Source organism: Aeromonas crassostreae (assembly GCF_054052445.1).
In genome coordinates this window covers 58,548-74,563 of sequence record NZ_JBSTYM010000019.1, presented here as the reverse complement: position 1 = coordinate 74,563, position 16,016 = coordinate 58,548, and the positions used below count along the sequence as shown (strand labels likewise).

Below are 16,016 nucleotides of genomic sequence, written 5' to 3'. Positions count from 1 at the left end.
TGATTGTCCCCCTGCACACTCACCGTGATGGTGGTGGTCGAGGTGTCACCATCCCCATCCTTCAAGGTGTAGGTGAACTGCTCTTCCACCGTCTCGCCGGCCGGAACATCGGCGGTCAGCACATAGTGGTAACTGCCGTCGGCATTGAGGATCAGGGTGCCGTATTGGCCTTGCAGCTCACTCCCCACATTACCAATGACGGGCCCATCCTGCACACCGACCGCCACGCCCATGATCGTCCCGCCGTCGGCACCAAAGCTGTCGTTGTCCAGCACATTGCCGCGACCCTGCCCATCGATTTCCTGTAGGGCTATCGTATCGGCCATCGCCGTCGGCACGTCGTCCACCACCGTCACCGGCACTTCCAGGATGTGCTTGTTGCCCTGCCCATCCTTGACCACCACCGTCAGCACGTCGCCCTCAAGCTGGTCACGCCCGTCCTTGCTGTGCGTCAGGCTCCCCTTGAGGGTGTAGACCCACTCCCCCTGTGCGTTCTGACTCAGGGTGCCATTGACCGCCCCGCTCACGCTGACCACCGTGTAGCCATCCGGCACAGCGATGACCGCGCTCTCCGAGCCATCCAGCGTCGAGGTCAGCCCCTGCTCGTCCACCAGGATGGGGGCGATCTCGGGTGCCTCGCTCTGGCCTATCACTATGGTGACCGACCCCTTGTCCACGTCGCCGTCACCGTCGGTCACCACCAAGACGATCTCCTGCTCCGCCCCTTGCGGCGCGTTCGGCTTGGCCGTGAAGGTAAAGGTGCCCTGCGCGGGATCGAGGGTGACGAACCCGTGCTCTAGCTCCCAGCGTCCGTCTGACAGTAATGTCCCGCCCTCCACCGTCAGGGTCGCCCCGACCGCATCGGCACCCAGCTCGTGGCTAAAGCTACCGTCGACCGCATAGCCCTCGTTCACGCTCAGCTCTGCGTCAGTCACCGTGATGCTCGGTACGTCGTCGACTATGGTGACATCCAGACTGCCGCTGGCGGACTCGCCACGGCTGTCGGTGACGGTCAGTGGGATCGCTTCTAGCAGGGTGTTGTTACCCTCGCCGGGGGCATGGCTCTGGGCTTCGTTGAGTTGGTAGGAGTAGGTAATGACGCCATCGCGAATGGCGGTGATATGCAAGACACCGGCCCCCGTCTCGATATGAACCCCTCCCTCTGGCAGGATGGCATTGCCGCCCGCATCCAGGGTGAAGCGCTGATCCAGGATCTGTACCTCGCCCCCCAGGCCATGGAGATCGACGCTAAAGGCACCACGTGTGGCTGCGCCCTCAGGTTGATGCGCACTCCCCCCCGCCAGCGCGGCCTCATAAACGGTATGGGTGACACTGCCAATGGTGGGGGAGGCGAAATCGGGCCCGGGATCCTCCCCTCCGTCCAGGCTATCCTGATAGCCCAGCCACTCTGGCCTCTCCTCCTCGGCGGCGCTCGCGTAAGCCGTATCAAACCCGGCTTCTGCCAGGGTTGCGGCGCCATCACGCATCAGATTGATATAACCGCCGTTCGATGTACCGTCGGCACCGCCGTCTGTCATCTCTTCCCCGGCCGCCGTTGCTTCGAATATCTGGGTCGGATCCGCGCCGTCGACGATCGACTGCTGAAGTGCCGAGATCTCATCGTCCAGAACGGTTTCGGCACCATCTTGTAGAGCCAGAGTCTGAAGGGGGGGGATCTCCTGGGTGTGACCCTCTTCGAGGGAGAGACCCAATCGCCCATTCTCCCCTGTGGTCAGTTGGCCGTATTCTGGCAATGTCATGCCAACATCCAATGGCACCTCTGTCCCATCGACTATCAGACTGACTTGTCCCTCGATCGCCGTGATGACGGCGCCCTGTATCTGAAATATCTTATCCATAATAGAAACCCTTTTATTACTCGCTATGGATAAAAATATCAAAAATGGAAGTGAAGGGCATGGCCCTCTCCCGCCCCCAGGTCACAAATAAAGGATCTATATGAGATGCCACTGTTATTTATCGATCTGGATCACAAATATTTTTTATCTCTCGTTCAGCGCCAGTACTGGATATTTTAAATAACACCCCGCGCCGCCCCTTTGCTGCCTCTGTAGAAGGACTGCAAACGCAAATGGAGTGATGCTCAATAAAATCATTTGTTTATGCGTGTTCTTCCATGGGTGTCCTGATGTCAAATTGCGTGCCACCCGCTATCGGTCATTAATGCCTTTATGTGGTGAGGTATATTTGCATTACGTCTTTTTTAGATGGCCTTATTTATTCAATGGCAGTCTATTAAAATGGCAGGGACACGCTGTTACGTACTGATTGATATAGTTTATTATCCATCCCTATAAAGGATAAATACCCATGTCACCACCTTGATATGCCGAAATATATTGTACAAGGTATATTTCAAGCCATCATCTTCGTCAGACCGGATTGATATAGGGGAATATGAGCGGGTTGAGTATCCCGCACTCCATATCAGTGCAGCCTTGCTTTTCTCCTCTGGTTTCCTGGTCATGCTGGCGCGCACTGGGCCCTGTGTCGGCCTCATCCCACCCCGTGTGAGGAGGCAGGGCGCATCGCCATGCCCGGCAGGGATGGGATGCCGGGGGACCTTGAACGGTGCGCCCTCTTGTCCCCGGGGGCGAGAGATCGCCTGGGCGAACTTGCGATGAGATCTGAGGGAGAGGGGAGAAGGGGCGGGGGATAGGGTGTCCGTCGGGTGGATATAAAAAAATCCGAAACCCAATCAAAGGTTTCGGATCTTTGCACATCAGGGACAATGGCTACTGGATCCTGGATCGATCCGCATCAGGCCATTGGCTCATCGTTCAAGAGTCTATCAGGAGAGACGACGCTTGAATTCGCCGGTGCGGCTGTCGATCTCGATCTTGTCACCGATCTCGACGAAGGCGGCAACGGCCAGCTCGTAGCCAGTGCCTTTCAGGCGGGCAGGCTTGGTCACTTTACCTGAGGTGTCGCCACGGGCGGCCGGCTCGGTGTACTCGATTTCGCGCACGATAGTGGTCGGCAGCTCGACGGAGATGGCTTTCTCGTTGTAGAAAGTCACTTCGCAGATGTCTTCCATGCCGTCTACCAGGTAGTTCAGCACGTCACCCAGGTTGTCCTTCTCGACGTCGTACTGGTTGTACTCGGTGTCCATGAAGACATACAGGGGATCGGAGAAGTAGGAGTAGGTGCACTCTTTACGCTCCAGTTGAACCACTTCCAGCTTGTCGTCAGCCTTGAAGACGGTCTCGGTGGCGCTGCCGTTCAGCAGGCCTTTCAGCTTCATCTTGACCACGGCGGAGTTACGGCCGGATTTGTTGAACTCAGCCTTCTGCACCACCATCGGCTCGGTGCCGATCATGACTACGTTACCAGCGCGGATTTCCTGTGCGGTTTTCATGTCAAAATTCCTGTTCGTGAAACGGACGAATAAAAAACTGCCAGATTATATACGGCTTTCCAGAAATTTCATCAATCGTGTGACGAGATCCCCATCCCGGTGCAGCTTCTGTGACCAGTCTCGCCCATATTGGCGCCAACCCGCGCAGTGACGGGGCCATTGCCCCCAGAGCTCGCGGGTATTCTCCCCCTGGTTGAGGGCGTGGTTGAAGGCCCGCAGCCAACTGGCCGTCTCCTGGGGCAGGCCGGCCAGATAGTGGTCGAGGAAGCTGTCGAGCTTGACCATGTGGGCCTGTTCTTCCTGGGGATAGATGTGCCACAGGAAGGGCCTTGCCGACCACTGGGCCCGCACGAAGGAGTCTTCGCCGCGCACCAGATTGAGGTCGCAGCTCCACAGCAGGCGGTCGTAGCCTGTCTGGCTGGTCATCGGCAGCAGCTTGACGGCGAGGCTGCCGGCGCGCAGCAGATCCCCGGGTTGCACCGTCTCTCCCTCCAGGCCCAGGCCTCGCAGCACGTCCGGTACGGCGCGCCCCAGGGGTAGCAGCAGGGTGATGGGGGTGGGGCTGGCCTGCCAGTCGATCACCAGGGAGCGGATCGCCTCGCTCTCGTAGGCAAACAGGCTGATCCTCAGCTCGCTCTCCTCCTTCGGCGGCAGGCCGAGGCTCGCCCAGTAGGCGGCAAGCCCCGCCTCGTCCTGCTGCCAGCGATCTCGCTCGGCGATGAGGCCCTGCTCGCACAGCAGACCACCGGTTTTAGCCGTGAAGCCCGGGAAGAAGAAGTATTTGTCGAGGCGCTTGCTGCCGACCCGCCGGGGGGAGGCGAGGCCGTGGCAATCCTCGACCCAGGCTTCGGCACAGAGGTACTCCAGGTTGATCCAGCAGGGGGGCGTGGTCTGCTCGGCCATGCACGCGATAAAGGGGGCGGGCAGCTCGCAGGCAAACGCCTCGATCACCACCCTGGCCGGAACGACATCGGCAGGCAGGGTCTCGTGCCAGTGCTGGACATAGATGTCGTCGACCCACTGACCATCCTGTGCGGGATCCAGCCCCGGGCAGATGCGGGCGAAGCTGGCCAGATCGTCCACCCAGAGCCGCACCTGTCCATGCCCCTCCTGCTCCAGCTGGCGGGCCAGCCGCCAGGTGACGCCGATGTCGCCGAAGTTGTCCACCACGGTGCAGAAGATGTCCCAGTCGAAGGGGGGCAGGGGGCTGGTCATGGCTCGGGGTTCCAGATGCAAAAAACCGGTGCGCAGGGTAGCACACCGGTGGATTGGCTTCTAACCGTCAGCGGCGAGTTACTCCTTGCCGTAGACGTTGTTCTCCTGCTCGCGCACCCGGATAAAGGTGGTGTGTGCTTTGGTCAGCTCTTTCAACTGGCTGGCACCGACCACATGGATGCAGGTGGAGTGAACACAACGGGAGCTGGCTTACTCCTTGCCGTAGACGTTGTTCTCCTGCTCGCGTACCCGGATGAAGGTGGTGCGTTTGGTGAGTTCCTTGAGCTGGCTGGCACCGACGTAAGTGCAGGTGGAGCGCACGCCGCCGAGGATGTCGCGCACCGTGTTCTCCACCGGGCCGCGATAGGGCAGCAGCACTGTCTTGCCCTCGGAGGCGCGGTAGTCGGCGACGCCGCCGGCGTGCTTGTCCATGGCGCTCGACGAGCTCATGCCGTAGAACTTCATGAAGGGGGCACCATCGACGTCCACCACCTCGCCGCCGCACTCCTCGTGGGCCGCCAGCATGCCGCCCAGCATCACGAAGTCGGCGCCACCGCCGAACGCCTTGGCCACTTCCCCCGGGCAGGTGCAGCCGCCGTCACCGACGATCTGGCCGCCCAGACCGTGGGCCGCATCGGCGCACTCTATGATGGCGGAGAGCTGGGGGTAGCCGACGCCGGTCTTGACCCTTGTGGTGCAGACCGAACCCGGGCCTATGCCCACCTTGACGATGTCGGCGCCGGAGAGGATCAGCTCCTCCACCATCTCGCCGGTGACCACGTTGCCCGCCAGGATGACGTGGTTCGGGTAGGCCTCACGAATTTTGCGCAGGAACTCGACGAAGTGCTGGGAGTAGCCGTTGGCCACATCCACGCAGATGAAGCGCAGGGCCTCTGACATGGCGAGGATCTGGCGGGTCTTGATGAAGTCCTCTTCGGAGGTGCCGGTGGAGACCATCACATGGCCGAGCAGGGCCGGATCGGTTTCGCTGACGAAGGCTTGCCACTGGGCGAGGCTGTAGTGCTTGTGCACTGCGGTCATCATCTCGAAGCCGGCCAGGGTTTTGGCCATGGCGAAGCTGCCGACGGTATCCATGTTGGCGGCGATGATGGGGGTGCCCTGCCACTGGGTTTGGGTGTGCTTGAAGGTGAACTGACGGGTCAGGCTGACCTGGGCGCGGCTCTTGAGGGTTGAGCGCTTGGGGCGAAACAGCACATCCTTGAAACCGAGCTTCAGGTCTTCTTCGATACGCATTGCAAATTCCTTATTGAGCCTTGTTTGAACGTCACTTTGCAGTGGCAACTTTTCGGCAGGCGCAAAAAAACCGCAGGTTTTCGAGGCCTCCGGTTTACAACAGTCTAGCCAGAAATCCCGCCAGAACAAGACTGATAATTCACGCAGCGCTGTGGTAGCCTTTGGCGTCACAACCTGAGCGCAGCCCAGGCTCTTGTTCCCCGGCTCTGTCCCCCTTGGCGCCAGCCAGAAATCTCCCCATATGAGTCTCTTTTTCGTCCCCGGCCCGGATCCTGACGCGGGCGGCGCGAGGGGCGCCATCCTGCCCAGGACGTCGCCTCTCGCCGGTTGACAGCTGGCCGTTCCATCCCCACTCTTGACCGCTGGGGTCAGCGTCGGCCCTGCCTTGCTCAGGAGTAAACGTGCTTGCATTGCGAACCATGACCTTGCTGCTACTGGCCTGCCTCTCCCTGCCCGGGATGGCGGCGTCCCCTACCGTCTATGGCTGGATCGAGAAGGGATTGATCATGCCCGGCGCCGTGGCGGTCAAGATGAAACTCGATACCGGCGCTCTCACCTCTTCGATGGATGCGCGGGATCTGCACCACTTCAAGCGTGACGGCAAGCCCTGGGTGCGCTTCACCCTGGAGCTGACCGATGCCGACACCGACAAGGTGGTGCGCCAGACTCTGGAGCGGCCGGTGGAGCGCAGCGTGGCGGTGCGCGGCGCCGGTGGCATGGAGCAGCGCCCGACGGTGACCCTGTCCGTCTGCGTCGGTGACAAGGTCTACAAGGAGTGGTTCACCCTGCGGGATCGCAGCGACATGCTCTATCCCGTGCTGCTCGGGCGCCGCCTGCTGGCGGAGCTGGGGCCGGTGGACTCCGCCCGCACCTTCACGGTACAGCCCAGCTGCGGTTAGGGAACCCTCCCTGGGGGCATGAGTCGCGGGGGGGGGGGGGGGGGGGGCCCCCCGCCCGCACCTTCCCGGAACACCCCCGCGGGGGTTCGGCACCCCCCCCTGGGGGAATGAGCCGCGCGGGGGGGCCTGGGCCCCCGCGTTTTGTCGTCCATGGTGCCCCGATCAGGTCGGCGGCGCGGGCAGCAGCAGGCTCACCTCCAGCCCCCCTTCGGGCCGGTTGCGGATGTTCATGTCCGCGCCGTGCAGCTCGGCGATGCGGCGCACTATGGCCATGCCCAGACCCACGCCATCCCCCTGCTGGGGATTGACCCGAAAGAAGCGCTCGCACAGGCGCGCCATCGCCTCGGCGGGGATGCCGGGGCCATTGTCGCTGACCGTCACCCGCACCCGGTTGCCCGACGGCTCGACGGCGACCTCTATCACGCCTCCGGCCGGGGTGTAGCGCAGCGCATTGTCGATGAGGTTGCCAAACATCAGCTCCAGCAGGGTGGGCTGGCCCATGACCTGTACCCGGCCGCTGCGCTCGAGGGAGATCTGCTGCTCCTTGTTCAGTGCCAGGGGGGTGAGGGCGGCGAGGCAGCCTTGCAGCAACTGACCCAGATCGACGCGCTCCAGCACGGGATCCTGCTGGTTGTCGATGCGGGCCTGGGTCAGCAGCTGGCGTAGCAGGCGGTCGCTGCGATCGAGGGCCAGCAGCATCTTGCCCAGGGACTGGCGTCGACTCGTTTCATCTGCTGCCGCCATGGCATTCTCGCTGTGGATGCGCAGCACCGCCAGCGGGGTGCGCAGCTCGTGGGCCGCCTCGTTGGTGAACTGTTTCTCCCGCTCCAGGGTGTCGGCCAGGGCGTGCATCAGCCGGTTGATCTCCCCCACCAGGGGCGTCAGCTCCTCGGCCTTGATGGTGAGATTGAGGGGGCTCAGGTTGGCGGGGTGGCGCTCGCCGATGGCCTGGGTCAGCTGGCGCAGCGGTGCCAGGCCGCGGGTCACCAGCCACCACAGCAGGCCGAGCAGGAAGGGCAGGGTGATGAAGAGCGGCAGCATGGTGAGGGTGGCCATCTTGCTGGCCAGCTCCCCTCGCTCGTCATCCCGCTCCGCGACGATGAGCCAGGTCTGCTCATCCTGGTTGTAGAGGGTGAAGGTGCGCCAGTCATGGCCATCTCGGCGCACCGTATCAAAGCCGATGGTCAGCTTGCCGAGCAGCCGGGGCGGTGCGCTGGGGGAGCGCAGCAGCAACCGGCCCTCGCCATCGGCCAGCTGGAAGGTGAGATTGCGTTCAAATTCATGGCCGTAGGGGGTCAGCTCCCTGTCCTCGCCACCGAGATTGAGCCCCCGCTCCTCGGGGTGGCCGCCGGGGTTTTGCCGGGTCCAGTCCTGGTAGAGGGCGCCATCGGCGGGCAGTGTCTTGCTCTGCTTGAGGTAGTTGGCCAGCAGCTGGTTGGTGATGCGGGACGACTGGGCGAGCCGGGCATCGAACAGCTCCTCCATCTCGTGGCTCGCCTCCAGATAACCGATGAGGGCGCTGACGGCCAGGCTGACGCCGACCAGGGTCAGGATGCCGGTGAGCAGGAAGCGGCGGATGGAGCGAACGCGACTCATCGGGCGGGCATCCCTTTGCTGCCCTGGGTATCTGGCTGCGGCACTATGTAGCCGACACCGCGGATGTTGCGGATGAGCTCGGGGAAGAACTTCTTGCGCAGGTGGTGAATGTGCACCTCCACCGCGTTGCTCTCTGCCCCCTCGTCCCAGCCATAGAGGCTCTGTTGCAGCTGATCGCGGCTCAGCACCCGGCCGCTCTGGCTGATGAGCTCCTGCAGCAGCTTGTACTCGTGGGGGGTCAGCCTGACCGGCTCGCCCCGATAGGTGACCTGCTGGGATTCGGGGTAGATGAGGATGTCGCCATACTCCAGCACCGCCTGGGCCTGGCCCTTGCTGCGGCGCACCAGGGCGCGCAGCCGGGCGTTGAGCTCCTGCAGGGCGAAGGGCTTGACCATGTAGTCATCGGAGCCCGCATCCAGCCCCAGCACCCGATCGTCCAGGGCATCCCGGGCGGTGAGGATGAGCACCGGCAGGGTCTGTCCCTCCCGGCGCAGCTTGCGCAGCAGGCTGATGCCGTCGATGTCCGGCAGATTGAGATCCAGGATGAGGGCGGCGAACTCCTCGCTCTTGAGCGCCGACAGGGCGGGCAGCCCCTGCTGCAGCCAGTCCACCGTGTAGCCGCTGCCGCGCAGGGCATCCACCATGCCGTCTCCCAGCATCACATCATCTTCCACCAACAGGACTCGCATTCTTCTCTCCCTCAAACGATGCTGCCCACCAGTATGCAAGCCGGTGGGCAGAGTTGAAATAGCGCACTGATCTGCTTGTGTTTATAGCTTGGCGAGACGCTCGCGAATTTCCGCCCTGCGCCCCTCGTCCGCCAGCTCGCGGCCAGGGCGGGCCGGGGCGGCCAGGGCCTTGTCCAGATAGATCTTCGCCTGGGCCTTGTCCCCCTGATCCAGCAGGAAGTCGCCGTAGAAGAAGTTGGGATCTATGCCGGTGGGGTTGATGGCGAGCGCCTGCTTGAGCAACTGCTCGGCCTTGTCGTCATCCCCGAAGCCGACCGGCCAGCCCGGCACCTGGTAGTAGAGGGAGCCCAGACTGGTGTAGGCGGAGCCCTCCAGCGCCTTGGGATCCTGCTTGATGGCGATCTCCAGCTTGGCCTTGGCCTCCTTCACCAGGCTGAGGGCCCCGAGGCCGCCCTTGGCGCCGGCCCAGGTGCTCTTGACGATGGCGGACCAGATCAGCAGATCGGTGCGAAAGGCCTCCTTGGCACTGGCCTGCTCCGCCTGGGCGCTCAGGGTCTCCAGGCAGCTCTCCTTGGCCTTGCCAGTCTCTTGATACTGACAGTGGGCCCACTGCTGCTGAATGGTGGGCAGGGCATCGGCGGCCTGAACCAGGCTGCTTGTCAACGTGCCTCCCAGGGCGAGCAGCAGGAGACTGTGACCAAATCGGGGGCGGAAAGTGGCGTGTTTCATCTCAATGTTCCTTTTTGTGCGTGGCACAGACGGGGTTGTCCCCGTGATCTGTGGCCAGGGGGACAGGGTGGCGGGCATGGCGTTCGATGATGGGCAGTTGTCTGGCCAGCGCCTTGTCGACCAGGGCGGGCAGCAGGGCATTGAGCCGCACGAACAGCTTCTCCGGCCAGCCGAGCCAGTTGCGGCGCGTCTCGTTGCACAGGGCGATGACGGCCTCCTCGGCCACGTCCTGGGGGCTGTCGGTCCGGGTGCCGAGCTCGGCATTCATGGCGTAGGCCGCCTGGGAGTTGAGGTGAGTGCGGGTGGCGCGGGGGGCAAAGTGCAGCACCTTGATGCCGGTGCCCTCCAGCTCCCGCCCCAGAGACTCGCTAAAGCCCCGCAGGGCGAACTTGCTGGCGCAATAGACGCTGTAACCGGCATAGCCGATGGCCCCGAGGCTGGAGCCTATGTTCATGATGACGGCGGGCTTGCGCAGCCGGGGCAGCAGGGCGCGGGTGAGCTGGATGGGCGCCTCTATGTTGAGCAGCAACTGGCGCGTCACCTGCTCGCCGCTCTGGTCTTCCAGCCAGGCAAACTGGTTGCAGCCAGCGCTGTTGATGAGCACATCCAGCCCCTGCTCCAGCGCCGGGTGCTGCAACAGCCTGGCCCGCTCCTGGGGCGAGCCGAGATCGGCGGTCACCGTCTGGTGGCGCTCCGAATGGGGCAGTTCCTTGCGCAGGCGCTCCAGGGCGCTGGCCCGGCGTCCGTGCAGCAGCAGGTGCGCTCCCTGGGCCGCCAGCTCCATGGCCAGGGCTTCCCCTATGCCGCCGCTGGCGCCGGTGAGCAGTATGCGTTTCCCTTCAAGCTTCATTGGCAGGATCCCGTGAGCTGATGGAGCATGTCGCCATAGAGGCGGTAGACCACCTTGGCCGAGTGAATGATGGCGACCTGATCCGCCGGGTCTTCCACCCGGTTCATCAGGGACTCGAAGAACTTGAGGTGCTCCTGATCCAGGGCGCCGTGGGAGCTCAGGTAGCTCATCGCCTGGGGCGGCAGGCCCAGACCGCTCTTGAGCTGGTCCGCCACCGTCAGGGCGATGGCGACGCTGGTGCCTTCCAGCACCTGCACCATGCCGAAGAAGCCCATGGGGTTGCCGCGCTGGATCTGGTCGTAGAGGAAGGCCACCATCAGCTCGATGGGCAGGCCCGGCCGGCCATGGCGCACCGCCTCGGCGTCACCGCCGCAGGCGCGGATGTCGTTCAGGATCCACTCCTGATGACCGTACTCCTCGTCTATGTACTCCCGGATGGCGCCGCGCACCCACTCATACTCCTGTCCCAGCTTGCCGCCGGTGGCCATCAGCAGCGGCACAGTGTGGCGCACGTGGTAGTAAGCCTCTGCCAGGAAGGCGAGGTAGGTCTCCCGGCTGATGTCGCCGCGGCGGCAGGCCTCGATGATGGGGGCATTGAACAGGTGCTCGCGCTCGGAGGCGGTGGCGTGTTGCAGGGTCTGGTAGAAGCTCATGAGGTCTCTCCTGTGAGGCCTTGGGTCAGGCATTGGTCGATCTGCCGGGAAAAGTGGTGATAAATCTCGTTGCGACGGGGGCGGCCGTTGGCCGTCAGCAGGCCGGGGTGCTGATCCAGCGCCACCGGCAGCCAGTGATGGATGCGGGCGTAATCGGGCAACTGCTGGTTGAGCCGGGCAATCTGCTCGGGTAATTGGGACTGGCCGCCCGGCAGCGGCTGGATCAGGGCGACGTTGGCGGGCTGGCCGTCACCGAAGATCACGATGCGGGCGATGGCCGGACAGAGCTGGGCCTGGGCTTCCACCCACTCCGGCGAAAAGTTGCGGCCAAAGGCGGTGATCTGGACGTTCTTCTTGCGCCCCGTGATGTGCAGGTAGCCCTCTGCGTCCAGGTGACCCAGATCCCCGGTGGCGATCTGCAGGTCCGCAGGCTCGCCCGCGGTGCTCTCTTCCCCCAGATAGCCCAGCATGGCGCTGCCGCTCACCATGACTTCGCCATCGGCGGCCAGGGTGACCCGGCAATGGGGCAGGGGGCGGCCGACGCTGCCCATCAGGTCGGCGTCAGGGCCGTTGAGCGCCACGACAGAGCCGCATTCCGACAGGCCATATCCCTCATAGACAGGGAGCCCCAGGGCGCGGGCATGGGCGATGAGATCGGGGGCGACCTTGCCGCCACCGACGGCGACGAAGCGCAGCCCCTTGAGCCGTTCGGCCAGGGGCGGGGTGTTGGCGCACAGCGCCAGCAGCAGGCGCAACAGTTCGGGCACCAGCACCAGGCTGTGGCTGGGCCAGCGTGCCAGGGCCTGGCCCAGCACGGCCGGGTCGAGGGTGCTGGAGCCGGTGAAGCCGAGCTCGCCGAGGGAGGGGATGCGGCTGCAGGCGCCGGTGAGCAGCGGCACGTAGAGACCGGTCAGATTCTCCAGCAGGGTGGCCAGGGGCAGCAGGGTCAGGTGCTGTTCGACCCGGGCCGGCGCGACCCGCAGGGCCAGGGACTCGCAGACCGCCGTCATCTGGGCAAGGGACAGGCAGACCCCCTTGGGCTGGCCCGTGGTGCCCGAGGTATAGGTGATCTTGGCGGTGCCCAGGGGCAGGGCCGGGGGGGCGACCGGGGTGCGCCGCCACAGGGGCAGCGCCTGTTCATCGGCGGCCCCCGTCATCAGGATGAGGGGGGCGACGGCCTGCCAGCCCTCATGCTCGGGGCCCACCAGGGCATCGGCCCCGCTGCTCTCCAGCAGCCACGCCTGCTGGGCCGGGCTGAAGAAGTGGGGCACGGGAATGACCACTATCCCGGCCCGGGTGCAGGCCAGATCGATCAGCGCCCAGGGCAGACCGTTGTCGAGCTGCAGGGCCAGGCGGCGAATGCCGGCTTGCTGCAAGCGGTCGGCCAGGCGCTGGATCTGCTGCCACAGGGTCTGGTAATCCAGCTCTCCCTGGCTGCCTTGCAGTGCCGGTCGTTGCGGCGTCAGGCTGGCGTGGCAGGCGATGGCGTCGAACAGGCTCATTGGGCGCACCTCTTGTCATGGCCGGCATGGTTAAAAAGCATGGGCATGGGCCCCAGCAGGTTGAGCAGCAGGCTGCTCTGGGCGAGCACCTCGCGCCCTTGGTTGATGTCCCCGGCCATCACCTTGGGCTGGCAGCGGTAGTATTCCCCCCAGGCACTGGCGTCTTCCCCCACCTGATGGGCCTGGGCAGGGGCCAGCTCCACCGGGTTGAGGCGCAGCCGGGCAAAGCTGTTACGCAGCTTGGCGGTGCCGGTGAACACCACGTAGTCGAGGGCGTTGTCACACAGCAACCGGCACAGGGCGGCAAACATCAGGCGGGCATTGCCCGGCTCGCTGCAGGCGAGGTTGCCCACTTCGATGATGCGGCTGCGGGCCGGACGTACCCCGAGGCGGGTTTCGATGGCGGCCTCGATGGGCTGCTCCAGATACTGCTCCAGATAGAGGGGCTGCTCACGCTCCCCCGTGCTGGCGTGGTTGAGGCCACAGGCGCCGACCAGCACCCCATCGGCCCGGTAGAGCCCGAGCAGGCAGGGCAGAAAATGGGGAATGCGGGCGTTGAATTCGAGGGTGTAGGCGGCCTGGATATAGGCTTGCAGCGCCATGACCTGCTGCGGGGACTGTGCCAGCAGCAATCTGTAGGGGGCTTGGATCTCTATGGTCATGGTTGGCTCCTTCTCTTGGGATGGCTTGAGAGTAAAAGGGCAAACTTAAGAAACCCTTAAGGAGTAAAAAAAGTTGTCAGCAAGGCGGCGGGCAGGCAATCTGCGCGGCTGTCACCCAGGAGGATCCGTCATGTCATCAAGCGCCAGCTGCCCCCTCTGCTCGGCTCGCCACAGCTACCCCCTGCCGGTGGCGGGCAAGCGCTATCACCGTTGCCTGGCGTGCGAGCTGGTCTGGCTGGATGAGGCGGATCACCTGGACGATCAGGCCGAGAAGGCGGTCTATGACGGGCACGACAACCGGGTGGACGATCCCCGTTATCGCGGCTTCCTGATGCGGGCCTTCGGCGAGGTGCTCTCCCGGGTGAGCCCTCCTGCCAGCGGCCTCGATTTCGGCTGCGGCCCCGGCCCTGCCCTCATCGCCATGGGGCGGGAGGTGGGCTTTGAGATGGCGGGTTACGACAAGTTCTACGCCGACCAGCCCGAACTGCTCACCCGTCGCTACGATTTCATCACCAGCACCGAGGTGATAGAGCACCTGGCCGCCCCCCGCGCCGTGCTGGACGGGCTCTGGGCCTGCCTCAAGCCCGGCGGCGTCCTGGTGTTGCAGACCCAGCGGGTGCTGGGTGACGAGCGCTTCAAGACGTGGCGCTACCGCCACGATCCGACCCACATCGTCTTCTTCGCCGAGACGTCATTCCGCGCCCTGGCGGCCCGCTGGCAGGCGCAGGTCGAGTTTCCCCATGCGGATGTAGCCGTGTTCACCAAACCCTGAACGGGGCATTTTCATTTGGCGGCGGCTTGGGCATGCTGGTGGCCTGATACCCAGCAGCGGATGCCCCTATCTCCATGTCGATCCCCCATTTGTCATTGCAAGACGCCCGCCACCTGCAACTCGCCGCCCAGGGGCTGCTGACCCCGCGCCGCACCAAGGCTGCTCCCTCCGATCTGCTGGCCTGCATAAGGCGCATGGGGCTGCTGCAGATAGACACCATCTCCGTGGTGGCCCGCAGCCCCTATCTGGTGCTGTTCAGCCGGCTCGGCCACTACGATCCGCGCTGGCTGGAGCAGTTGCTGGCCGAGGGGGAGCTCTTCGAATACTGGGCCCACGAGGCCTGCTTCGTCCCCCGGGAGGATTACCGGCTGCTGCGCCACCGCATGCTGGATCCCGCCGCCATGGGCTGGAAGTTTTCCGCCCAGTGGCTCAAGACCCACGGCGGAGAGATAGCGCAGATAGTCGAGCGCATTCGCCGGGATGGGCCGGTGCGGGCCGCCGACTTTGAACGCAAGGAGGGCAAGGGCAACGGCTGGTGGGACTGGAAGCCCGAGAAGCGCCATCTGGAGGTGCTGTTCACCGCAGGGCGCCTGATGGTGCGCGAGCGGCGCAACTTCCAGCGGGTCTACGATCTCGCCGAGCGGGTCATGCCGGAGTGGGACGATGGGCGGGATCTGCCGAGCCCTGAGCTCGCCCGGCGGGACATGGTGCGGGCCAGCTGCCGGGCGCTGGGGCTGGTCAAGACCGGCTGGGTGGCGGATTACTACCGCCTGCGGCGCGGCAAATACGACGCCCTGCTCCACCAGCTGGCGGACGAGGGGGAGCTGTTGCCGGTGCACGTCGAGGGCTGGCGGCACGGTGCCTTCGTGCACGCATCGCTCGCGGGTGAGCTGGCCCGGGCCCAGGCTGGCAGTCTCAAGGCGACCCACACCGCCGTGCTATCGCCCTTCGATCCCCTGGTGTGGGATCGCAAGCGGGCCAGCGAGCTCTTTGGCTTTGATTATCGCATCGAGTGCTACACCCCGGCCCCCAAGCGCCAGTACGGCTACTTCGTGCTGCCCTTGCTGCATCGCGGCAAGCTGGTGGGCAGGATGGACGCCAAGGCCCATCGCAAGGAGGGGGTGTTCGAGGTCAAGAGCCTCTATCTGGAGCAGGGAGTTAGGGTGAGCGCCAGCCTGGCGCAGGATCTGGAGAAGGCGCTGCAAAAACTGGCGCACTGGCACCAGACCCCGCTGCTTCGCCTCGGCGCCATGCCGGCGCCCCTGCGGGCCCTGTGGCCAACGCCGCGCCCTTAGCCCGCCCGCTGCATATCAGCCAAACAAAAACCGGGCACTGGGCCCGGTTTTATCATCTGTTGCTGGCAACCTAAGGATTACTGGAACACCAGCACCATCAGCAGACCGACCGTGATGGCGGACACCAGGAAGGCGAAGCCATAGAACACGTAGTGGTGCAGCTTGGTGGTGTGGATCCCCAGATCATGCAGGCCGTGGTAGATGCGGTGCATGCCGTGCCAGATGGGCAGGGCTATGATCACCAGCAGTATGCAGGCACCCCACCAGGAGCTGGCAAAATCATGCACGCGCTCAAAGCTCATGGTCTCCACGTCCATGATGCCCATGGGCACCAGCAGACCTGTGATGAGGACAATGACCGGCAGCAGCATGGCGACCACCATGCCACCGGCACCAAAGAGTCCCCAATATATAGGCTCGTCAGAACGTCTCATATTTTTTCCTCAAATCATGATTGAGAGATCGTGGCCAACGTTTCTGAGTGACAGCCCGGCACCAATAACCGGGTTCGTCAGAACGTC

15 protein-coding genes are annotated in these 16,016 nt (G+C 64.1%); 3 read left to right on the top strand and 12 right to left on the bottom strand.

Annotation, left to right across the window (positions count from 1 at the left end; genetic code table 11):
- The 4 genes from ACW5W4_RS14800 to ACW5W4_RS14785 all read right to left on the bottom strand — a co-directional run.
- Positions 1 to 1,859, bottom strand: a 1,859-nt coding sequence (locus tag ACW5W4_RS14800; RefSeq protein WP_456689884.1) for a retention module-containing protein, incomplete at its 3' end; no start/stop codon positions are given.
- Positions 1,860 to 2,812: 953 nt separating this feature from the next.
- Complete coding sequence (gene efp / locus ACW5W4_RS14795) at positions 2,813 to 3,379, bottom strand: elongation factor P (protein WP_041992985.1); 567 nt, start codon at positions 3,377 to 3,379, stop codon at positions 2,813 to 2,815.
- 45 nt (positions 3,380 to 3,424) lie between these two features.
- Positions 3,425 to 4,594, bottom strand: a complete 1,170-nt coding sequence (gene earP, locus ACW5W4_RS14790; protein ID WP_456689883.1) for an elongation factor P maturation arginine rhamnosyltransferase EarP — start codon at positions 4,592 to 4,594, stop codon at positions 3,425 to 3,427.
- A 210-nt stretch (positions 4,595 to 4,804) separates the two neighbouring features.
- On the bottom strand, positions 4,805 to 5,848 hold the full coding sequence (locus ACW5W4_RS14785) for a GMP reductase (protein ID WP_456689882.1): 1,044 nt from the start codon (positions 5,846 to 5,848) through the stop codon (positions 4,805 to 4,807).
- Between the two features lie 401 nt (positions 5,849 to 6,249).
- On the opposite strand from ACW5W4_RS14785, the gene rloA3 reads away from it, so the two are divergent.
- Positions 6,250 to 6,747, top strand: a complete 498-nt coding sequence (gene rloA3, locus ACW5W4_RS14780; RefSeq protein WP_456689881.1) for a retropepsin-like aspartic peptidase RloA3 — start codon at positions 6,250 to 6,252, stop codon at positions 6,745 to 6,747.
- A gap of 162 nt (positions 6,748 to 6,909) precedes the next feature.
- Here the strand turns inward: rloA3 and ACW5W4_RS14775 are convergent, their stop codons facing one another.
- From ACW5W4_RS14775 to ACW5W4_RS14745, 7 genes are all read right to left on the bottom strand, one after another.
- Positions 6,910 to 8,343 (bottom strand): ATP-binding protein, encoded by a 1,434-nt coding sequence (locus ACW5W4_RS14775; protein WP_456689880.1) that lies wholly within the window; start codon positions 8,341 to 8,343, stop codon positions 6,910 to 6,912.
- The gene (locus ACW5W4_RS14770) at positions 8,340 to 9,032 is read right to left on the bottom strand and encodes a response regulator (RefSeq protein WP_456689879.1); all 693 of its coding nucleotides are present in this window, start codon (positions 9,030 to 9,032) and stop codon (positions 8,340 to 8,342) included. The genes ACW5W4_RS14775 and ACW5W4_RS14770 overlap by 4 nt, the downstream gene beginning before the upstream one ends.
- An 81-nt stretch (positions 9,033 to 9,113) precedes the next feature.
- Positions 9,114 to 9,761 carry a tetratricopeptide repeat protein gene (locus ACW5W4_RS14765; protein ID WP_456689878.1) on the bottom strand — a complete coding sequence of 216 codons (648 nt, stop codon included), beginning with the start codon at positions 9,759 to 9,761 and terminating at the stop codon, positions 9,114 to 9,116.
- A 1-nt stretch (position 9,762) separates the two neighbouring features.
- Positions 9,763 to 10,611 carry an SDR family oxidoreductase gene (locus ACW5W4_RS14760; protein WP_456689877.1) on the bottom strand — a complete coding sequence of 283 codons (849 nt, stop codon included), beginning with the start codon at positions 10,609 to 10,611 and terminating at the stop codon, positions 9,763 to 9,765.
- Complete coding sequence (locus tag ACW5W4_RS14755) at positions 10,608 to 11,264, bottom strand: TenA family transcriptional regulator (protein ID WP_456689876.1); 657 nt, start codon at positions 11,262 to 11,264, stop codon at positions 10,608 to 10,610. The genes ACW5W4_RS14760 and ACW5W4_RS14755 overlap by 4 nt, the downstream gene beginning before the upstream one ends.
- The gene (locus tag ACW5W4_RS14750; protein ID WP_456689875.1) at positions 11,261 to 12,766 is read right to left on the bottom strand and encodes an AMP-binding protein; all 1,506 of its coding nucleotides are present in this window, start codon (positions 12,764 to 12,766) and stop codon (positions 11,261 to 11,263) included. Before ACW5W4_RS14750 ends, ACW5W4_RS14755 begins: the two co-directional genes overlap by 4 nt.
- The gene (locus ACW5W4_RS14745; RefSeq protein ID WP_106887565.1) at positions 12,763 to 13,428 is read right to left on the bottom strand and encodes a thermostable hemolysin; all 666 of its coding nucleotides are present in this window, start codon (positions 13,426 to 13,428) and stop codon (positions 12,763 to 12,765) included. The genes ACW5W4_RS14750 and ACW5W4_RS14745 overlap by 4 nt, the downstream gene beginning before the upstream one ends.
- Positions 13,429 to 13,558: 130 nt before the next feature.
- Here ACW5W4_RS14745 and ACW5W4_RS14740 point away from each other — a divergent pair, with 130 nt between their 5' ends.
- Positions 13,559 to 14,200 carry a class I SAM-dependent methyltransferase gene (locus ACW5W4_RS14740; RefSeq protein WP_456689874.1) on the top strand — a complete coding sequence of 214 codons (642 nt, stop codon included), beginning with the start codon at positions 13,559 to 13,561 and terminating at the stop codon, positions 14,198 to 14,200.
- A 74-nt stretch (positions 14,201 to 14,274) separates the two neighbouring features.
- A complete protein-coding gene (locus ACW5W4_RS14735) occupies positions 14,275 to 15,495 on the top strand; it encodes a winged helix-turn-helix domain-containing protein (RefSeq protein WP_456689873.1) in 1,221 nt (406 codons plus the stop codon).
- A gap of 77 nt (positions 15,496 to 15,572) precedes the next feature.
- On the opposite strand, the gene frdD is transcribed toward ACW5W4_RS14735, so the two are convergent.
- Positions 15,573 to 15,929, bottom strand: coding sequence for a fumarate reductase subunit FrdD (gene frdD / locus ACW5W4_RS14730; protein ID WP_427262974.1), 357 nt, complete (start codon positions 15,927 to 15,929; stop codon positions 15,573 to 15,575).
- Positions 15,930 to 16,016: the final 87 nt, after the last annotated feature.

What these genes read in the sequence shown, in the direction of transcription:
- ACW5W4_RS14750 (WP_456689875.1), bottom strand. Translation starts at nt 12,766, where the DNA reads ATGAGCCTGTTCGACGCCATCGCCTGCCACGCCAGCCTGACGCCGCAA.
- ACW5W4_RS14760 (WP_456689877.1), bottom strand. Translation starts at nt 10,611, where the DNA reads ATGAAGCTTGAAGGGAAACGCATACTGCTCACCGGCGCCAGCGGCGGC.
- ACW5W4_RS14785 (WP_456689882.1), bottom strand. Translation starts at nt 5,848, where the DNA reads ATGCGTATCGAAGAAGACCTGAAGCTCGGTTTCAAGGATGTGCTGTTT.
- ACW5W4_RS14765 (WP_456689878.1), bottom strand. Translation starts at nt 9,761, where the DNA reads ATGAAACACGCCACTTTCCGCCCCCGATTTGGTCACAGTCTCCTGCTG.
- efp (WP_041992985.1), bottom strand. Translation starts at nt 3,379, where the DNA reads ATGAAAACCGCACAGGAAATCCGCGCTGGTAACGTAGTCATGATCGGC.
- ACW5W4_RS14745 (WP_106887565.1), bottom strand. Translation starts at nt 13,428, where the DNA reads ATGACCATAGAGATCCAAGCCCCCTACAGATTGCTGCTGGCACAGTCC.
- frdD (WP_427262974.1), bottom strand. Translation starts at nt 15,929, where the DNA reads ATGAGACGTTCTGACGAGCCTATATATTGGGGACTCTTTGGTGCCGGT.
- ACW5W4_RS14740 (WP_456689874.1), top strand. Translation starts at nt 13,559, where the DNA reads ATGTCATCAAGCGCCAGCTGCCCCCTCTGCTCGGCTCGCCACAGCTAC.
- ACW5W4_RS14735 (WP_456689873.1), top strand. Translation starts at nt 14,275, where the DNA reads ATGTCGATCCCCCATTTGTCATTGCAAGACGCCCGCCACCTGCAACTC.
- ACW5W4_RS14775 (WP_456689880.1), bottom strand. Translation starts at nt 8,343, where the DNA reads ATGAGTCGCGTTCGCTCCATCCGCCGCTTCCTGCTCACCGGCATCCTG.
- ACW5W4_RS14755 (WP_456689876.1), bottom strand. Translation starts at nt 11,264, where the DNA reads ATGAGCTTCTACCAGACCCTGCAACACGCCACCGCCTCCGAGCGCGAG.
- ACW5W4_RS14770 (WP_456689879.1), bottom strand. Translation starts at nt 9,032, where the DNA reads ATGCGAGTCCTGTTGGTGGAAGATGATGTGATGCTGGGAGACGGCATG.
- earP (WP_456689883.1), bottom strand. Translation starts at nt 4,594, where the DNA reads ATGACCAGCCCCCTGCCCCCCTTCGACTGGGACATCTTCTGCACCGTG.